Genomic DNA, 19,171 nt, shown 5'->3' with positions numbered 1-19,171 from the left:
ATGGTACGATTACAGCTATGTTCTTTGCAGGGTACTACGTACAATCGGGGATAAGAGGGCATGTTCCGGATCGTAAGGAATAGTGCCCTTTTTTAGTGAGAAATTATAGAAGAAGGTTAAGAAAAGGAGACTGAATTACATTGAGTACTTTTAATGATTTCGGATTGCATCACTCTATCGTGAGGGCACTGAGCAACATGGGCTTTGAAGAAGCCACAGCCATTCAAGACCAAACCATGCCGATCGCACTTCAGGGACGGGATTTGATTGGTCAGGCGCAAACGGGGACAGGAAAGACGGCTGCTTTTGGGATTCCCCTCGTGGAAAGGCTGGATGAAGAGAGCGGCAACATCCAGGCGGTCGTCCTGACGCCAACCCGCGAGCTTGCTGTGCAAGTCGCGGAAGAAATCAACAAGATTGCCCAGTTCAAAAAAATTACTGCACTGCCGATCTACGGCGGGCAGGACATCACTCGTCAGATCAAGGCGCTGAAAAAGCGTCCGCAAATCATCGTGGCGACGCCTGGCCGTTTCATGGATCACATGAGACGCAGAACGATTCGCATGGATGCCATCGAAATTGTCGTCCTGGACGAAGCGGATGAAATGCTGAATATGGGCTTCATCGACGACATCAAGGAAATCCTGAAGGAAGTGCCGGAAAATCGCCAAACCCTCCTGTTCTCGGCCACCATGCCGCGCGCGATCCAGGAAATCGCGCAGCAGTTCATGACTGACCCGGTTTTGATTTCGGTCAAGCCGAAAGAGGTGACGGTACCGAATATCGAGCAGCAGTACATGGAAGTCTCGGAAAAGCAGAAGTTCGATGTGCTTTGCCGCCTGCTCGACATCCATTCGCCAGAGCTCGCGATCGTCTTCGGCAGAACCAAGCGCAGAGTGGATGAGCTGTCCGAAGCGTTGACCAAGCGCGGCTATGGCGCTGAGGGGATTCACGGCGACTTGAACCAGGCGAAGCGGGACAGTGTCCTGCGCAAATTCAAAGAGGGCACGATCGAAGTGCTGGTCGCTACCGACGTTGCCGCTCGCGGCCTTGACATCAGCGGGGTCACGCACGTATTCAACTTTGACATCCCGCAAGACTCCGAAAGCTACGTACACCGGATCGGCCGTACGGGGCGGGCAGGAAAAACGGGTCTGGCGATCACCTTCGTGACCTCTCGCGAAATGGACCATCTGCGTCTGATCGAGCGTTCGACGAACCGACGCATGGAGCGTCGCTCCGTACCGACGATGGCAGAGGCGATGGAAGGTCAGCAACGCATGACCGTCGAAAAAATCCTCGAGGCGGCAGGAAGAGAAAATCTGCAGGCTTACAAAACGCTGGCTGAGCAGCTCCTGGAGGATGTGGATTCCGTTACGCTCGTGTCCGCTGCGCTGAAGCTCTTGACCAAGGAGCCGGACATGACGCCGGTTCGCCTCACGGAAGAAGCACCGCTTCGCGTCAGCAAGAAAAAGTTTCCTCCTAAGGGAAAAGGCTTCTCCGGCGGTTACGGGGCAAAGAGACCGTCACGTCCGCGCACGGGTGAATCACGCCCGCGCAGTGGCGAGTTCCGCCCTCGCTCCGGCGATACCCGTCCGCGCGGTGGAGATTTCCGTCCACGCGGTGAAAGACAGCGCTAATTCCATTGAGTGAACCAGCTTTACGACAAAGACTTCCGCTAGGTAAGCGGAAGTCTTTTTTTGTTTGGCTTGCGTGTGTCAATTAACTTTTGTCAACAATACAGAAGACAAATTCTCCGTTTGATTTTATTGTGACGCGGATGTAAACGCTTTATATTTGAGTCAGGCAAACATTCTTTTCAATTATGTCAGGATTAAATAAATAATAATGCAAAGGAGGGGCCTGTATGGAAAATGCGGCCGCAACCAATCAGGGATCAGGTGGCTTGCGAGTATCGGTGCAAAAGTTCGGGAGGTTCCTGAGTGCGATGGTCATGCCGAACATCGGCGCGTTTATTGCGTGGGGGCTGATTACGGCACTCTTCATCCCTACCGGCTGGCTGCCAAACGAAAACTTGGCCAAACTGGTCAGCCCGATGATTACCTACCTCTTGCCGCTGCTGATCGGGTATACGGGCGGTAAGATGGTCCACGACGTCCGCGGCGGGGTAGTCGGGGCGATTGCGACGATGGGGGTCGTGGTCGGGGCCGACATTCCGATGTTTTTGGGCGCCATGATCATGGGGCCATTCGGTGGCTGGGTGATGAAAAAAGTCGACCGGGTGCTGGAGGGCAACATCAAAGCCGGCTTCGAGATGCTGGTCAACAACTTTTCCGCAGGAATTATCGGGGCACTGCTGACGCTGCTCGGATTCATCGCCATTGGCCCGGTCGTTCTTGCCCTGAGCAAGGCCCTTGCCGCCGGCGTGCAAGTTATCGTAAATGCGGGTCTGCTACCGCTGGCAAGCATTTTCATCGAGCCGGCCAAGATCCTGTTCTTGAACAATGCGATCAACCACGGCATCCTGAGCCCGATCGGACTGGAGGAAGCCGCGAAGGCGGGCAAGTCGATTTTCTTCCTGCTGGAATCCAACCCGGGTCCGGGATTGGGCATCCTCTTGGCCTACTGGCTCGCTGGGCGGGGCAATGCGAAGCAATCGGCTCCGGGGGCCGTCATCATTCACTTCTTCGGCGGCATCCATGAAATTTACTTCCCGTACATTTTGATGAACCCTCGTCTGATTTTGGCCGTAATCGGCGGCGGTATGGCCGGGGTCTTCACCTTCACCCTTCTGGGCGCTGGATTGGTAGCGCCTCCATCCCCAGGGAGCATCTTCTCGCTGAGCGCGATGGCACCGCGGGGAGGACTCTTGCCGGTGTGGGCTGGGGTGGTTGCAGCGGCAATCGTCTCTTTCGTCATTGCTTCGGCCTTGCTGAAAATGAGCAATAAGAATGACGAAGAAGAGCTGGAGAAAGCAACCGAGAAAATGCAGCAATTGAAAGGCAAGAAGCCGGAATCGGCACCGGTGGAGGAAGTGGCTGCTGCTTCGGTCCAAACAGCGGCATCCGATGTGAAAAAAGTGGTGTTTTCCTGCGATGCGGGCATGGGCTCCAGCGCGATGGGGGCTGCGGCGTTACGGAAGAAGTTCAAAACGCCGGCCTGGAAGACATCACGGTGATCAATACGGCGATCAACGACATTCCGAACGATGCCGACATCGTGATCACGCACAAATCTTTGACAGATCGAGCCATTGCGAAGGCGCCGCAAGCCGAGCACATTTCGATCGACAACTTCTTGAATAGTCCGGAGTATGACAATCTGGTCAAACGCCTAGTCTAAGGGAATCAACGCTAGTGGAAGCTAGCGTTTTCCCTCTTTTGCGCGAATGGGGGTGCAGCCTTGCGGGTATCATCGCGGCAACGGGCCGTCATCGAGATGCTGCTTCAGGAGACAAAAAGCATGACCGTCGGCGCCATCGCCGAAGAGATTGGGGTGAGCGCACGGACGATTCACCGGGAGATGGACGTCCTGGAATCGATGTTCGAGCATTACGGACTGCGTCTCGTGCGAAAAGCGGGAGCTGGGGTGGAAGTGATAGGGCCCCAGGAGCAGAAGCAAGCGCTTCGCATGGATGTGCTGCATCAAACCACCACCGAGTTCACGGCGCAGGAGAGGAAGATCCTCATCCTGTGCGCGCTTCTGGAAGCGACCGAACCGGTAAAGCTCATATCCCTGGCCCTGGACCTCAAGGTGACGACGGCTACGGTCAGCCACGATTTGGACGATCTGGAGCAGATGCTTGCCCAATACGAGCTGAGCCTGCTGCGGAAAAGGGGCTACGGCGTCGAACTGATCGGCTCCGAGGCGTCCAAGCGAAGAGCCATCAGCCGTCTATTGTCCGACCATCTCGACGATCATCAAGTGATCGAGATCATCAAGGAAAATATCCAGAACAAAAACGTACGGGACATCGACTCGATTTCGGAGCGCCTTTTGGGCCTGATCGACAAGGAAAAGCTGATCAAGGTGGAAAACGCCTTGAACCATCTGGAGGAGGAATTGCCTTATTCGCTGGCGGATAGCGCCTACCTCGGGCTGGTTACCCATTTGGCGCTGGCCATGGAACGGGTGGAAAAAGGCGAAAACATCCATTTTGACGAGGTGACCTTGAGCGAGCTGACCGGGACTCCGGAGTACGAAGCCGCCCGGACGATTATGGAGCGTCTCAAACAAACGTTTCAAATGGAAATTCCCGCGGCGGAAATTGGATACATCACCATGCATTTGCGGGGGGCGAAGCTGAGAAACTCCCAGGAGGAGTCCCTTTGGCCGGAAAATGCGGAGCTGATGGCCCGGACTCAGCGGTTGATCCAGTACTGCGAACAACGCTTGGGGCTGCCGCTGCGGGACGACGGCTCCCTGTTTCACGGACTGTTGACGCATCTCGAGCCGGCGCTTTACCGGCTGAAGCGAAAGATGGAGATACGCAACCCGATTCTCGATCAGATCAAGGCGAATTACGGCGAGTTGTTTGCGGTCACGAAGGAAGCTCTCGCCCAGGTCTTTCCCGAGCTTCACGTCCCGGATGAAGAGGTCGGATACGTGGTCATGCATATAGGGGCAGCTCTGGAAAGAACCAGGCAAGAGCAGCAGCGGTACCGTGCGCTGGTCGTTTGCTCCAGCGGAATCGGCTCCTCCAAAATTTTGGCGACGCGGATCCAGAAGGAAATTCCCGAAATCGTCAGCTTGCGAAATCTTTCCTTGTTTGATGTGGGGCGGATCCCGCCGGGCGAATACGATTTGATCATTTCCACGCTCCCGCTGCCAAACAGCCCCATGGAGTACGTCATGGTCAGTCCGCTGCTGCCGCAGGAGGACATCCAGAAGATCAAGTACCACCTCCACCTGGCGGGGGAAAGGCAAGGACAAACACCGGAAGCGAAGGCGTCCAAGCCGAATCCGCCTTTGGCAGGAGAGCAGGCAAGCCTCCGACTGCGGGCAATGCGCGACTACGCCGGATATGCGAGCGAGCTGGTAGAAGGCATGCTGGTGCGGAAGTGGGACAACAAAGGATTGGCCGAAAAGGAAATGCTGGATCGGATCTGCGGGGAGCTGCAAAAGCGCGGAAGCTTGCGCGCGGTAAACCCTGTCGTTCAGCAGCTGCTTGCCAGGGAAAGGCTGGGCGGCCTGGGTATCCCAGATACATCCATGGCGTTGTTCCACGGCAAGAGTGAAGAAGTGCGGGCGGTGTCGTTTACGGTACACCTGCTGGAAGAACCTATACGGATCCGCTCCATGGACGAGAAGGAGATGTCCGTCGACATTCTGCTTCTCCTCCTGGGACCCAAAGAGCTGCCAAAAGAAGGGCTCGAGGTGCTGAGCGAGGTCAGCTCCATGCTCATCGAGGAAGAAGCACAACGCGTTTTTGAATCGGGAGACACACAGCGCATCGCTGATCACATCGCAGGCAAACTGTACTATTTTTGCCTGAACAAGACAGGATTGGAGAGAGGAAGATGAACAACATGCTGACGACAGAAAAAATCTTGATGAATGCAAAAGCGGCGAACAAAGAGGAAGCGATCCGCCTGGCAGGGGAGCTGCTCGTCAAGGGCGGCCACGTACACCCCGCTTATGTAGAAAAGATGCAGGAAAGAGAGCAGCTCGCGACTACTTACATCGGTAGCGGAGTGGCGATTCCCCACGGTACGAATGAATCGAAGCAGGAGATTTTGTCGACCGGCATTTCCATCGTGCAAATTCCGGACGGCGTCGATTTCGGCGAAGGGAACACCGCTTATCTGCTGATCGGCATTGCTGCAGTCGGGGATGAGCATCTGGAGGTCCTGTCCAATATTGCGGTGATTTGCTCGGAGGAAGAAAACGTGGCCCGTGCCGTCTCGGCCAAGACACCGGAAGAGATTATTGCCCTGTTTGCAGAAGGGGTGTGACCGCACATGCTGGCTGTGCATTTTGGAGCGGGAAACATCGGCAGGGGCTTTATCGGTCAATTGCTGAGCCACGCGGGCTACGAAGTCGTCTTTGTCGACGTCAACCAGGCCATCGTCGATGAGTTGAACAAACGACGCTGTTACCGGGTCCAACTCGCGATGGAAGGGACGCCGGTCTCCTACGTGGAGGGCGTACGCGCGATTGCCGGACAGGATGTGGAAGCGGTGGCGGAGACGATTGCGCAGGCCGATCTGGTCACCACTGCGGTCGGCCCGCACATTCTTCCCCATATCGCCGGTTCTATCGCACAGGGTATTTCCCGCAGGCTGCAGGTGAACCCCCGTCCGCTGAACGTCATCGCTTGCGAAAACATGATCGGCGGAAGCGCCAAACTGAAGGAGCACGTTTACGGACATTTGCCGAAAGAAGCCGTGTCCGCTGCGGACGAATGGATCGCTTTCCCCAATGCGGCAGTTGACCGCATCGTTCCCGTCCAGCAGCATGAGGACAAATTGCTGGTTATGGTCGAGCCGTTTTTCGAATGGGTCGTGGATCAGTCCCAGATGGTGGGAGAGCCTCCTGCGATCGAAGGAGTCACCTATGTAAATGACTTGGCTCCCTACATCGAGCGAAAGCTGTTCACGGTAAACACCGGCCACGCTGTCATCGCCTACCTGGGCTATCAGTTTGGCTATGAGACCATCGACGAGGCGCTCCACGACGAGGAGATCAGCCAGGCCGTCAAGGGAGCTCTCCGGGAGACCGGCGCCTTGCTGGTGGAAAAATACGGTTTCGGGAAGGAAACTCATGAAGCGTATGTAGAAAAGATAGTGGGGCGATATGCCAATCCGCTGTTGTCCGATCACGTCACACGCGTAGCGCGGTCGCCGATCCGCAAGCTGTCACCGAATGACCGACTCGTGGGCCCGGCGCTGCAATGCGAGGAGCGAGGCCTGGACTCGAAGTATTTGGGCTTGGCCATTGCGGCAGCTTTGTTGTTTGATTTTCCAGAAGATCCTGAGGCTATGCAGCTTCAGTCCGATCAAAAACAGTACGGCTTGGAACACGTCATGCGCACGACAGCTGGCATCCCCGCTGGAAGCCCGCTCGAGGCCAGCGTGCTTGGCCATGTCCGCTCGCTTCAGGAGAGGTTCCATTCAAACAAAGAAAGGTAGGAGCACCGATGTCCCAAAAAATCGTAGGTGTGAAGGCTTCTACGGGCATTGCCATCGGAAAGGCATTTTTGCTCGCAACCCCGGAATGGGAGATTCAAAAGACCTCTGTCGAAAATACGATAGAGGAAATCAAACGGTTCGAGGGCGCGCTGGATAAGGCGAAGGCCGATTTGCAAGGAATCGCTCAGCGCGTGGAAGCGGAAATGGGAGCGGACAAGGCGGAAATTTTCAAAGCCCATCTGCTCGTGCTGGAAGACCCTGAGCTGGTCGACACGATCAAGACCAAGATCGAGCAGGACCGGGTGAATGCCGAGAGCGCTCTGGATGAAGTGGCCAACGGATTTATCCTGCTTTTTGAACAAATGGACAACGAATACATGAAAGAGCGGGCCGCCGACATTCGCGATGTGACCAAGCGCGTCATGTCGTACCTCCTGGGGATCGAGTTCGCGACCCCCGCACAGCTGACGGAGGAAGTCATCGTGGTCGCCGAAGACTTGACGCCTTCGGACACGGCCCAGCTGGACCGGCGTTTTGTAAAAGGATTTGTGACCGATATCGGCGGTCGCACGTCACACTCGGCCATCATGGCTCGTTCTCTGGAGATTCCCGCCGTCGTCGGTACGAGAGAAGTGACGAAAGCGGCCCGGCAGTCGTCCCTGATGATTCTGGACGGGCATGAAGGGATTGTCATTCTCGACCCGAGCGAAGACGAGATTGCCCGTTACCGGCAAAAGAAAGCGGAATACGATGCGCATAAGGCAGAGCTGGCGAAGCTGGTCACGCAACAGACTGTAACGGCGGACGGCCATCATGTAGAGCTCGCAGCCAATATCGGAAGCACGCAAGATTTGGCGGGTGTGCTTGAAAACGGAGCGGAAGGCGTGGGCCTGTTCCGTACCGAATTTCTGTACATGGGGCGCGAGGATTTTCCGACGGAAGAAGAGCAGTTTCAAGCGTATCGGCAGGTGCTGGAGCAAATGGAAGGAAAGCCGGTCGTCATTCGCACCCTCGACATCGGGGGCGACAAGCATTTGTCTTACCTGGATATGCCGCACGAGATGAACCCTTTCCTCGGCTTCCGGGCCATCCGGCTTTGCCTGGACAATCAGGAGCTGTTCCGTACGCAGCTGCGCGCCTTGCTGCGGGCCAGCGTGCACGGCAATCTGAAAATCATGTTCCCGATGATTGCCACCTTGGAGGAATTCCGGCAGGCGAAGGCGATCCTGGAGGAAGAGAAAAAAGGATTGCAGGCTAGCGGTACGGCTGTTTCCGATCAAGTAGAAGTAGGGATCATGATCGAGATTCCGGCTGCGGCCATGATGGCTGACCAGTTCGCCAAGGAAGTGGACTTTTTCAGCATTGGAACCAATGACCTGATTCAGTATACAATGGCAGCAGACCGAATGAACGAGCGGGTAGCGTATTTGTACCAGCCGTACCATCCGGCCGTCCTGCGGCTCATTCACCAGGTGATCCAAGCCGCTCACGCCCAAGGCAAATGGGTCGGAATGTGCGGGGAAATGGCGGGCGATCCGGTGGCAATCCCGATTCTCCTGGGGATGGGGCTGGATGAGTTCAGCATGAGCGCCGCAAGCATTTTGCCCGCTCGTCAGCTGCTTGGCCGCATGAGCAGGGAAGAAGCGGCAAAACATACAAATACCGTTTTATCCATGAGTTCTTCCCACCAAGTGGAGGAGTTTGTCCAACGTACATTTGGATAATGGGTCAGCGAAGGAGGTGCATCCAGATGGTACAGAAGAATATCGTCGTACAGCTTTCGCAAGGCTTGCATGCCCGTCCTGCGGCTACGTTCGTAAAGGTCGCGACTTCGTTTGCGAGCGAGATCAAGCTGTTGAAAAAAGAAAAGACGGTAAATGGCAAAAGCATCATGGGCATTATGGCAGCGGCGATCGGCAAAGGTGAAGAAATCACGCTGATCGCGGACGGATTGGATGAAAACGAAGCCATCGCCGCTCTGGAAAAGGTGCTGACGGCTCAAGACTAGCCGGCTTGCCCCATGGGAAAGTCCCTCTTCGGAGGGGCTTTTTTTCGTTCATTCGTCCCCGAGCAGATCAAGGTAGTGGCTTCCATGCTTCGGTGTCAGCCGCTTCAGCCTTCGCTGCTCTTCCAGCAAGGCCGCCATCCGTTGGCGGACAGGCTCAGTCTTGGGGGAGGAGTAGACCGGCGAAGCGAGATTGAATACCTCCAGGGGATCGTCTGTCAAATTGTACAGTTCGAATTCATCGGGGGGAGCCGAACTGTCGTCGTCCCCATCGCACGTGTAGTAACGGGAATACTTCCAGATCGTTTTCTGCTGGTCCAGGCGCAAAGCAGCGATGACCGTCTCCACCCGGTTCGGCGGAATGACGGAATGGTAAGGTTGGCCGAGCAGGCTGACCTGGTGCTGGCCTTTGGTCACATCGTCGTCCGTCATGAAGTAGAGTGGCTCTCCGGACCGCTCCGGTGTTCCGGTGCCTAGGATCAGCGGTGATAAATCCCGCCCCACCAGATGTCTCGCTTCGCTGTGAGTTTGTTCCAGCTCTGCCCTGAGCTCGGCAGGATCGGCTCCGATCAGCCCCAGCAAGCTCGGGAGAAGGTCGACATGGCAGGTGAGCTCAGACGTGGTTCGGGTTTCCGGAAACAACACCGGGTTGTGGATGATTAGCGGGACGTGAATCATTTCTTCGTAGGCGCAATACCACTTCTGATGCAAATTGCCGTGCGCTCCGAGCAAGTCGCCGTGATCGGAGGTAAATACGATGATGGTATCGCGATAGAAGGAAGAGGCAAAAAGTGCTTGAAGAATCCGCACGATTTGCTGATCCGCATTTTTTTGCAGCTGGTAGTAGAGACGCCGGTAGAAGGCGTTGTCCGAAATCGGCTGAAAGGCCTGGGGATACACGTCCCGATAGCTTGCCTGGCAGCGAGGCTTGGTTCGAAGGGTCTCTCGCTGGGTGGGAGGCGGCTCCACGTCCGGAACGGATTCGTCTACGTGAAACCGAAAGATGGGCAAGGTCTCGGTGACGTCCCCGTACAAGGTGATGTCGTGCGGATTGACGAAGGAGGCGACGATCAGCCATGGCTGTGGATCCCGGGTATGCTGGCTTTGCTCGTGTTCGAGTCTCTGGATCAGCTGAACGACTTCGGACCCGTAGATGACGTCGCGGCCGTTGATTCCTCTTGCCGCCGAAGAGCCGGAGTTGTGCGGAGCGGCTCCCACCGGCTCAGGTCCAATCCACTCGGAAAAGCCGTAGCCTTCCAATCTCTCGGCGTTCCGGTACAGCTGCTCCAGCCGGGGATCCGGAATGCCGGTTCCCATCTGGTAAGTGGGGATGGACAGATGAGTCCCCGGGACGTGGATGTCGGGATTGGAGAAGTGCCATTTTCCTTTGTAATAGGTGCGGTAGCCCGCAGCCCGGAAGTAGTTCCCCATGGTGGGCACGGTATTTGGGTCCAGCCAAAACATGTCGCTGTCAGCCGGCCTTTTGGCTGCGCCGCTCGTCTGCGAAACTCCGTGCAAAGACGGGTATTGTCCCGTAAACAAAGTGGCGCGGCTCGGGCAGCAGGCTGTGGAAGAGACGTAGTGGCTCTTGAAGTCCAGGCCGTGGCTGCGCAGGAAACGATGCGCCTGAAGCTGCCTTTGGCTCCAGGCTTTGATGGCGGCCCCTTCATATACGGGCGGATAGCGCTCCTCATCGACGAGAATCAACAAGATATTGGGACGCTTCCGCAGCAGACGTGCAGGCATGGCGACAGCCCTCCTTTTTTCAGACGCTACCATCATACGAGAGCTGTGGCCGTTCTAATCCAAAAAAATTCGCCGAGCGAGAAGTGCCCGGCGAATCGAATACGGAAGCGGGAGGGAAGGCTCAGACTAGATGAGCAAGAAGGAAAGGACGGAGAGCAGCACGGATGTAATCGACATGGCCAGGAGCGGACGGGCTGCTTTGCTGCGCAATGCGCGCAGGTTGACGTTCAGTCCGAGTCCGACCATCGCCATCGTCAGCACGAAGGTAGTGACATTGGAGACCCCGGTCTGAAAGCTTTCGGAAACGGGAATGACCGATCCAAGCACGTAGCTGCCGAGCAGACTCATAACCAAAAAGCCGATCAAAAACCACGGGAATTCGATCTTGGCGCCGCCCTGCACTTTTCCGCTTCGCTTCATCCAGTACATGAGCAGAAAACAGAGCGGCACAAGCAGCAGGACGCGTCCCAGCTTTGCCAGCAGGGCGATGGCCAGCCCGTCTTGTCCAGCGGGAGCCCCTGCCAGAGCCACGTGGGCGATCTCGTGCAGGCTGATCCCCGACCACATGCCGTACTCGACGGGAGTGAGCGGCAGATAAGGGCGAAGCACGGTGTACAGGATGGAGAAGACCGTCCCGACCAGCGCAATGATTCCGACGCCGATCGCCGTATCCTCTTCCTTGGCCTGAATGATCGGGGAGACTGCTGCGATTGCTGCGGCGCCGCATACGCCTGTACCCACGCCCAGCATCAGGGAAAGCGACGGCTCCGCTTTCAGCCATTTGGCCAATAAGACGGTGAGCCCAATCGAGAAGGCAATCACACCGACATCGTAGACGAGCAGGCCGAGGCCTTGATGGAGCACCACATCGATGTTGAGCTTTAATCCGTACAGGATGATAGCAAGACGAAGCAATCGTTTGGCGGAAAACTGGATGCCGGGACGTATGGCTTCGGGATAGCCCCAAAACTGCCGATAGGCGACGGCGATCAGAATGGCGCAGGCGAGGGGTCCCACGCGGTCAAAGCCAGGCACTTTGGATAGGCCGTAGCCGAGCAGGGCAATCAGAAAGGTAAATGCGACACCGCCTAACCATAAGGTCAGCGGTGGTGCCTTGGGCCCGGATTTCACAGCCCCGGCGCTGCCTTCCACCGACATATTTCCTTTTATATGAGTAGCCAATGTGACTCACTCCTTTAGATCTCTTTCCATGATCAGCATACGGCAAGACATATCATAAGAAAAATAAATCATCTGCATGATGATGATAAGTAAAGATGTATAATGAAGAAAAAGGGAGATGAGGGCCAGATGGACCAGCAATTGCTCGTGTTTGTCACTGTCGCGGATCGGCAAAACTTTTCGCGGGCGGCAGAGGAGCTGCACATGACGCAGCCCGCCGTCAGCCAGTACATCTCGTCATTGGAGCGGATGATCGGGACCAAGCTGCTGGAGCGCAGCAACAAGTACGTCCGGCTGAACAAGGCGGGTGAGATCGTCTACCACCACGCAAGGGAAATTCTCGGCTTGTACACCCGGATGCAGAGTCTGGTCGACGATTTGATGAATACCCCGAGTGGCACCTTGACTATCGGAGCCAGCTATACGTACGGGGAATACGTCTTGCCGCACGTCGTCGCGTTGATGAGGCAATACTACCCCGCCATCACTCCGACGATCACCATTCACAACTCCACGGTCATCGCGGAACAGGTCGCCAACCGCCAATTGGACGTAGGGATCGTGGAAGGCGAGTATATCGACGAAAAGATGTGCATCGAGCCTTTCGCAGACGACCGGATGTACTTGATTGCGTCTCCGAACCACCGGCTCGCCGGAAAGGAAAACGTCTCCGTCTCCGATCTGGAGGGAGAGACGTGGATCGTAAGGGAAGCGGGCTCCGGGACTCGGGAGGCCATCGAAAAAATGTTTCGCCAACTGCAGATCGTTCCGGCGAGACGGATGGAATTCGGAAGCACCCAGGTCATCAAGGAATCGGTGGAGGCAGGCCTCGGCATCAGCCTGCTGTCGTACTGGGCCATCCGCAAAGAACGCAAACTGGGCACGCTGAGTACACTCAAGGTGCCCGGCACTCCGGTCACCCGCAACTTTTCTCTGCTGACGAAAGCTAACGAGTTTCATACCAAAGCATTGGATATTTTCATGGATCTCATACGTGCGCATTTGCCGGAAGGAGCGCATGCGTAAAAGAGGGAAGCGGCACGTTTTGCACACGTGCCGCTTCCCTCTTGTGCGGAGCCGATCGCAGGCTTTATGCAGGATGGGAAAGGGTGATGCGAAAGGAAGTGCCCTGCTCGGAGGTTTCCAGCAGTTTGACATCGCCGCCGTTCGCGGTCGCGAGCATGCGGCAGATCGTCAGGCCAAGACCCAGTCCGTGCTTCTTCTTTCGCTTGCTGTCCCCTCTGTAATACCGTTCGAAAATAAAAGGGACTTCCCCAGAGGGAATACCTTTGCCGTCGTCCGTGACGTCGATGGTTAAAAGCTGCCGGCCAGACGCGACTGCCAGCTCGATCCGGGAGGCGCCGGCAGCCGCGCTGTTGTTCATGAGATTGAGCAAAATTTGGGTAAGATGCGCCTTGTCTCCGCTCCAGACCAGCTCTTCGGGCAAACCGGTCAGCGTTACGTCCAGGTCCGAATGGTCGGGCACCGCATGCCACTGCGAGATAAGCTGGTTCAGGAAGGGGGCGAGGTGCACGGTCGAGACGTTTTTCGCAATGGCCCCTGCCTCCATGGAGGCAAAGTCCAGCAGGTCGTTGACCATATCCTGAAGTCGCTTGGCCTCGTCCATACTGATTTGCATGAATTCCTCGGCTTCCCTCCCGGTCACGACTCCGTCTTTGACCGCCTGGATCATCCCGCGTATGGACGTGACAGGCGTGCGCAGCTCATGGGAGACGCCGGCCAAGAGATCGGTGCGCATGCGCTCCAGCTGGCCGAGCCGATTTGCCATGTCGTCAAAGGAGTGGACGAGCTGGCTGATCTCTGACTCCTTGATCCGGGTGGAGTCGGGTAGCTTGGGACGGTAGTTGCCGGCGGAAACCTGCTCGGCTGCCACCGCCAGCTGCCGCAGAGGCAGGGTGAGCGAGCGGGATAGGACGTAGACGACACCCCATCCGCAGAGCATAATCACACCGATGGACACCATGATCATGATGTACGTGTCCACCGTATCGGTGTTGAGACGGGTGCTGACGTAGTACATTCCGGCCAGCGTATGCTGCTGGTAATACGGGACACCGACGCGCAGCCACGTGCCATCCTCGGTTTTGAGGACTTCCCGGGTTTCCTTTTGACCGCTTGCCGGTGTGGCGGGAGCAGGCAATGTGCTGATCTTCACGCCGATGACTTTGCTGCTATCCGGGCTCAGGACCTGTTTGTTGGCCTCGTCGTAGATTTGCACGACGTGGTTGAGCGGAACGGCAGGCAAGATTTTCACCTGCATGGCCGCTGTCGTGGCATCCGTGGGGGAGCCCGGTGCCTTGATGGCAGCGGGGGGGCTCGCGGGACCGGCAATGACGGTGGACTGCGAGACAGACCCCCGTTTGATAATCGTCGTCAAACTTGCGGCCGGAACAGCCTCGACGACCTTGGAAAAAGAATCGGCCAGAAGCGAGGTTCTCGCCTCCAATATCTCGAACTGCTGCTCCATCGTGTTTTTCCGGAGCCAGTAAATGCCGAACAATGCGATGCAGAGCAGCATGATGAGCAAAATCATCGCGTATCGCCACGTCCAGTACCGCAGAAGGGGGACGGCCTTGACGGGCTGCTTTCTGGACAGCGGCCACCTAGTAAACACGCAGACTGTACCCCGTTCCTCTGATCGTAATGATGTCCCCTTCTACGCCGCACCAGCTTTGCAATGCCCGGCGCAGCCGCTTCACTGCAGTGTCTACGGACCGGTCCCCTCCTACGAAATCCATCCCCCATACTTGGTCGAGCAAATGATCGCGGCTAAAGCATTGATTCGGATGCCGTGCGAAAAAGGCAAGCAGCTGCCAGTCTCGCGGGATCAACGAAAGCGGTTCTTTGCCGAGCAAAGCCAGCTGGGCGCTGAAGTCGATCGTCAAGCTGCCGAGCCGGACCGTCTTTCCCTCCGCCAAATAGGCCGACCGGCGCAGAACGGCCTGCACGCGGGCAATCAGTTCATCAGGATCGAACGGCTTTGCAATGTAGTCATCCGCCCCCTGAGTAAGACCTTGCAGCTTGTCCGGAACAGTGCCCCGGGCGGTCACGATGATGAGGGGACAGCTGCCGTACTCCCGGATTTTCGCCAGAATCTCCATGCCATCGAGGGCGGGAAGCGTCAGGTCGAGCAGCACCAGCTCAGGCTTCCAGGAGAGGAAGTCCTCCATGGTTGATTCATTTCCTTCGTTCCATTTGACTTCGTAGCCAGCCCGTTCCAGATAGACCTGGACCAATCGGGCAATCGGCAGTTCGTCTTCTATGACGAGAACACGTTTCACTCTGGTACGACCTCTTTTCTATCCGTGCGGTACTTTATACAGGTACCATCCTAGCAAGATTGCGGGCAAATCGGTTTGGCATCATTTTCAAGGATACTCGAACGGATCCGTTACCTGACTCTGAAAATCTATCGTAGCCTGTCTGTGTGTCTGAAATATGGCGAGGATGTGGAGAAGTGGCGGAAGAGGAGGGGCGTGAAAGGGGAGCCCCTGACCGGATGTGGTCGGAGGCTCCCTTTGCGTGCCTTATTTTTGAGCCGGAATAGCTGGCGTCACTTTGATTGCTTGCGAAAGATTGCCTGCTGGATCGAGCAGGGCTTTGAACCGGGCTTGGAGGTGTGCTTTGAGCTCCTCTACGGAGATGCCTTTCTCTTTCGCCATTTGCTCCAGGTCGATGACTTTGGCGACTGGGGTAGTGTCGGCGGGAGCCAAGGTACCGTCAGCCTGCTGGAGCTCTTCGGCTGTGGCGATTTTGATTTTCCCCTCCTTTTCCAGCTGCTTGATGAGCTCTTCCACCGAGATGCCTTTCTCATTTGCGAGTTGTTTCAGATCCGGGAACGGAGTCGTACCGCCTTGCTGCACGATTTGGATCAGCTTGGCCGGAACGGCGTTCGCGTCCACCAACTCTATGGCCGCGATCGTTTTCGTGCTTTTCGCTGTCTCATCCGCTGCAAACGCGGAACCTGCCATTGCGGATACGGCCAGAGCCATTGCTGCCATTGCGATTTTCTTTTTCATTTGTATTCCTCCTGGGGATGTTTTGGGTGTTGTGCCGGCGGGCGGGGAATCGGGCTTGCCCGCGGCGGCTACACGACAAAGGTACCCCGGCTGTGTGTCCGAAATATGACCGGCTTTAGAAAAAGTGATGAAAGCGGTCAGGGATTTGCCCGATCGAGATCGAGATGTGGAAGGATTCTAGCAAGTGCGGAAAATCAAAAAGAGGGAAATGATGGATGGGCGAAAACGCTTGCATTTTTTTCGGCCTTGTCATACAGTAAAGACACGGATAAGATTCTGGGTAAGAACATCTTTTCCAACAAGTGAACAAACAAAAGGCAAAGGTGCCATGAACAAGAGGTGATTTCCTCTGTTTTGGCGCCTTTTTTGCGTTTTGAAACAGGGATATGGACTGAAAGGAGTGTGACACGCATGGAAAAACCGATTCGAGCGACGCCGCTGGCGGTCCGGCTGATCCCAAACGTCGATTCTCAGTTTGCGGAAAAGCTGAATCTTCCCTCCCATATCCGCAGCCTGGGGCTGTTGACCTCCACCATCGATGATGTGGGGTACACGGCCGTCGACGAAGCGACCAAGAAGGCAGCGGTGGAAGTCGTGTACGCCAAGTCGTTTTATGCTGGATCAGGACACGCGTCAGGTCCGTTGTCGGGGGAATTCATTGGGATCATCGGAGGAGCCACGCCATCAGAGGTACAGAGCGGACTCGATGCTGCGGTGGCATTTATGGAGAGTGGAGCCTGCTTTTACTCGTTGAATGCAGAAGGGACCCACGCCTATTACGCCCATGTCGTGTCGCGGACCGGCAGCTATTTGTCCCAGGTGGCCGGGATTCCTGAGGGAGAGCCGCTCGCTTATTTGATCGCCCCGCCGCTGGAGGCGATGTACGGGATCGACGCAGCCCTCAAGGCGGCGGATGTGCAAATGAAGCAGTTTTTTGGACCGCCGACCGAAACCAACTTCGGGGGAGCGCTGCTGACCGGCAGCCAGTCGGCATGCAAGGCAGCGGCCGACGCATTCGCGGATGCGGTGAGAAGTGTGGCCGTCCAACCAGTAAAACTAACGTAGGGAATGTCCCTCTTGAAGGGGAGGAAAAGTAAATGCGCGCTCATTCATACTCACTCGGCATGATTGAAACGTTGGGCTTGCCCGCCCTGATCGCCGCCGCAGACGCCGCAGCAAAAGCTGCCGACGTCAAGGTCGTCACGTACGAAGGCGCGGATGCGGGGATCGTGACGGTATACGTCATCGGAGATGTGTCCTCCGTACAGTCTGCCGTCGACGCCGGGGCCGATGCGGCAAGACGTGTCGGAAGATTGCTTCATTCGCACGTCATCCCGCGCCCTGACGAGAATGTACCGAAAATGATCAAAAATCTGATGAATTCCACGGAATCCAAGCAGGAGAAGGCGACCGAACAGCAGCAGGCAGCATCCGGACTCGCAGAGCAGTCGATCGGCGATCTGCGGAGGCTCGCCCGCAGCTACGCGGACTTCCCGCTTTCTTCCCAGGAGATCAGCACGGCGAAAAAAGAAGATCTTATCCGCCTCCTGGAAGAGAAGCAAAAAGGGGGAGGTGAAGAGAAGCAATGACACTCGATGCGGATTTGTATTCCATCCAGGAAGTGCGCACGTATTTGACACAAGCGAAGGAAGCCCAGAAAAAGCTGGCTGAATTCAGTCAGGAGAAAATCGACGCGATCGTCGCGGCGATGTCCGCGGCAGGCGTGAAGGCCGCTGAGCGTCTGGCAGCCATGGCCGTGGAGGAAACGGGTTTTGGCAACATCCCGGATAAGCGGATGAAAAACCTGTTCGCTTCCGAAAGCGTGTACGCCTGGATCAAAGATTTGAAAACCGTAGGCATCATTCGCAAGGACGAGGCCAACAAAGTGTGGGAAGTGGCGCAGCCGGTAGGTGTGGTGGCGGGGATCGTCCCATCCACCAACCCGACTTCGACGGTCATCTTCAAGTCGATGATCGCCATCAAGGCACGCAACGCCATCGTCTTTTCCCCCCATCCGTCCGCAGCGGCATGCACGTTGGAAGCAGCAAAGATCATGGCAGAGGCCGCAGTGCAGGCGGGCGCGCCGGAGGGGCTGATCCACTGCGTCAGCAAGCCGACTCTGCCAGCCACCAACGAGCTGATGAAGCACAAGCTGACCAATGTGATTCTCGCCACAGGCGGAACGCCGATGGTCAAGGCTGCCTACAGCTCGGGCAAACCGGCGTACGGGGTAGGGCCCGGCAACGTCCCGGTCTACATCCACCACAGTGCGGATGCGGCGGCGGCCGCGAAGCGCATCGTGCAGAGCAAGACGTTTGACTACGGCACGATCTGCGCCTCCGAGCAGGCGCTGGTGATCGAGGAGTCGATCAAGCATCAGATGATCGCGGCATTGAAGCGCGAAGGCGCCTATTTCCTCGATGATCACGAGAAGGAACGGGTCGCAGCTGTCATTATGGTCAACGGCTCGCTCAACGCCAAAATCGTCGGACGGTCGCCGCAAACGATCGCACAGATGGCGGGCATCTCCATTCCATCCGACACCCGCGTACTCATCGCGGAGGAGACGGGGGTAGGGAAAGCGTACCCGCTGTCCGTCGAGAAGCTGGCGCCGATCCTGGCGATGTACACCGTGCAAGACCAGCAGGAAGCCTTTGCCCGTTGCCGGGAGCTGCTGGAGCTGGGCGGTCTCGGCCACACAGCCGGTATCCACGCGCAGGATGACAATGTCATCGCGGCGTACGGCCAGGCGATGCCGGCATCCCGCATTCCGGTGAACACGGGAACGACGTTCGGCGGGATCGGAGCGACGACGGGGATCCAGCCTTCGTTTACGCTGGGCTGCGGCTCTTTTGGCAACAACATCACGTCCGACAACATCGGACCGCAGCATCTGTTCAATATCAAGCGGGTCGCGTTTGGCGTCCGGGAAATGCCGGAATCCAAACCGACAGAGTCAAAGCCGCAGCCAGCCGCAGCGGAAGAAGCGGTCATGCAGGCCGTCTCTTCGATGAACATCGGCCTGAGCCGCGACGAGATCAAAAACATCATCAAATCCGTCCTGACGGAAATGACGTCTTAAACCACTAAAAATTTGTCTATACATG

The 19,171-nt window shown here is 56.6% G+C and carries 15 protein-coding genes and 1 pseudogene; 11 read left to right on the top strand and 5 right to left on the bottom strand.

The genetic code is table 11. The features are described from left to right. Positions 1-140: 140 nt before the first annotated feature. The 7 genes and pseudogenes from RGB73_RS29175 to RGB73_RS29145 all read left to right on the top strand — a co-directional run bounded on the left by RGB73_RS29175 (position 141) and on the right by RGB73_RS29145 (position 9,099). A complete protein-coding gene (locus RGB73_RS29175; RefSeq protein WP_310767190.1) occupies positions 141-1,640 on the top strand; it encodes a degradosome RNA helicase CshA in 1,500 nt (499 codons plus the stop codon). Between the two features lie 227 nt (positions 1,641-1,867). Beyond that, positions 1,868-3,303, top strand: a pseudogene (locus tag RGB73_RS29170) (PTS mannitol transporter subunit IICB). Positions 3,304-3,363: 60 nt separating this feature from the next. Continuing rightward, on the top strand, positions 3,364-5,484 hold the full coding sequence (locus RGB73_RS29165; RefSeq protein ID WP_310767187.1) for a BglG family transcription antiterminator: 2,121 nt from the start codon (positions 3,364-3,366) through the stop codon (positions 5,482-5,484). Continuing rightward, complete coding sequence (locus tag RGB73_RS29160; protein WP_310767184.1) at positions 5,481-5,915, top strand: PTS mannitol transporter subunit IIA; 435 nt, start codon at positions 5,481-5,483, stop codon at positions 5,913-5,915. Before RGB73_RS29165 ends, RGB73_RS29160 begins: the two co-directional genes overlap by 4 nt. 6 nt (positions 5,916-5,921) lie before the next feature. Continuing rightward, positions 5,922-7,091, top strand: coding sequence for a mannitol-1-phosphate 5-dehydrogenase (locus RGB73_RS29155; protein ID WP_310767181.1), 1,170 nt, complete (start codon positions 5,922-5,924; stop codon positions 7,089-7,091). An 8-nt stretch (positions 7,092-7,099) separates the two neighbouring features. Next, positions 7,100-8,815 carry a phosphoenolpyruvate--protein phosphotransferase gene (gene ptsP / locus RGB73_RS29150; protein WP_310767179.1) on the top strand — a complete coding sequence of 572 codons (1,716 nt, stop codon included), beginning with the start codon at positions 7,100-7,102 and terminating at the stop codon, positions 8,813-8,815. A 26-nt stretch (positions 8,816-8,841) separates the two neighbouring features. Further along, positions 8,842-9,099 carry an HPr family phosphocarrier protein gene (locus tag RGB73_RS29145; RefSeq protein ID WP_310767177.1) on the top strand — a complete coding sequence of 86 codons (258 nt, stop codon included), beginning with the start codon at positions 8,842-8,844 and terminating at the stop codon, positions 9,097-9,099. Between the two features lie 48 nt (positions 9,100-9,147). On the opposite strand, the gene RGB73_RS29140 is transcribed toward RGB73_RS29145, so the two are convergent. Beyond that, positions 9,148-10,842: a sulfatase family protein gene (locus tag RGB73_RS29140; RefSeq protein ID WP_310767174.1), complete on the bottom strand. Its 1,695-nt coding sequence runs from the start codon at positions 10,840-10,842 to the stop codon at positions 9,148-9,150. A gap of 126 nt (positions 10,843-10,968) precedes the next feature. Further along, positions 10,969-12,000 carry a YeiH family protein gene (locus tag RGB73_RS29135; RefSeq protein ID WP_310774604.1) on the bottom strand — a complete coding sequence of 344 codons (1,032 nt, stop codon included), beginning with the start codon at positions 11,998-12,000 and terminating at the stop codon, positions 10,969-10,971. 153 nt (positions 12,001-12,153) lie between these two features. Between RGB73_RS29135 and RGB73_RS29130 the strand changes: the two genes are divergently transcribed. Next, entirely contained in the window at positions 12,154-13,050 is an 897-nt protein-coding gene (locus RGB73_RS29130; protein ID WP_310767171.1) for a LysR family transcriptional regulator, read from the top strand. A gap of 64 nt (positions 13,051-13,114) precedes the next feature. Here RGB73_RS29130 and RGB73_RS29125 read toward each other — a convergent pair whose 3' ends face one another. The 3 genes from RGB73_RS29125 to RGB73_RS29115 all read right to left on the bottom strand — a co-directional run bounded on the left by RGB73_RS29125 (position 13,115) and on the right by RGB73_RS29115 (position 16,064). Further along, on the bottom strand, positions 13,115-14,659 hold the full coding sequence (locus RGB73_RS29125; RefSeq protein ID WP_310767168.1) for a HAMP domain-containing sensor histidine kinase: 1,545 nt from the start codon (positions 14,657-14,659) through the stop codon (positions 13,115-13,117). Further along, a complete protein-coding gene (locus RGB73_RS29120; protein WP_310767165.1) occupies positions 14,649-15,326 on the bottom strand; it encodes a response regulator transcription factor in 678 nt (225 codons plus the stop codon). The genes RGB73_RS29125 and RGB73_RS29120 overlap by 11 nt, the downstream gene beginning before the upstream one ends. 246 nt (positions 15,327-15,572) lie before the next feature. Then, positions 15,573-16,064, bottom strand: coding sequence for a hypothetical protein (locus RGB73_RS29115; protein ID WP_310767162.1), 492 nt, complete (start codon positions 16,062-16,064; stop codon positions 15,573-15,575). A 411-nt stretch (positions 16,065-16,475) separates the two neighbouring features. Between RGB73_RS29115 and eutL the strand changes: the two genes are divergently transcribed. Genes eutL through RGB73_RS29100 form a run of 3 tightly spaced genes read left to right on the top strand, consistent with a single transcriptional unit; the run spans position 16,476 to position 19,146 of the window. Next, positions 16,476-17,129, top strand: a complete 654-nt coding sequence (gene eutL, locus RGB73_RS29110) for an ethanolamine utilization microcompartment protein EutL (protein ID WP_310767160.1) — start codon at positions 16,476-16,478, stop codon at positions 17,127-17,129. Between the two features lie 32 nt (positions 17,130-17,161). Continuing rightward, positions 17,162-17,653 (top strand): BMC domain-containing protein, encoded by a 492-nt coding sequence (locus tag RGB73_RS29105; RefSeq protein WP_310767158.1) that lies wholly within the window; start codon positions 17,162-17,164, stop codon positions 17,651-17,653. Beyond that, complete coding sequence (locus RGB73_RS29100) at positions 17,650-19,146, top strand: acetaldehyde dehydrogenase (acetylating) (RefSeq protein WP_310767154.1); 1,497 nt, start codon at positions 17,650-17,652, stop codon at positions 19,144-19,146. The genes RGB73_RS29105 and RGB73_RS29100 overlap by 4 nt, the downstream gene beginning before the upstream one ends. Positions 19,147-19,171 lie beyond the last annotated feature (25 nt).

The organism is Brevibacillus brevis, from assembly GCF_031583145.1.
Classification (GTDB): Bacteria; Bacillota; Bacilli; order Brevibacillales; family Brevibacillaceae; genus Brevibacillus; species Brevibacillus brevis_E.
The sequence above is the reverse complement of the archived record's forward strand: the minus strand, read 5'-3'. Positions and strand labels throughout refer to the sequence as shown.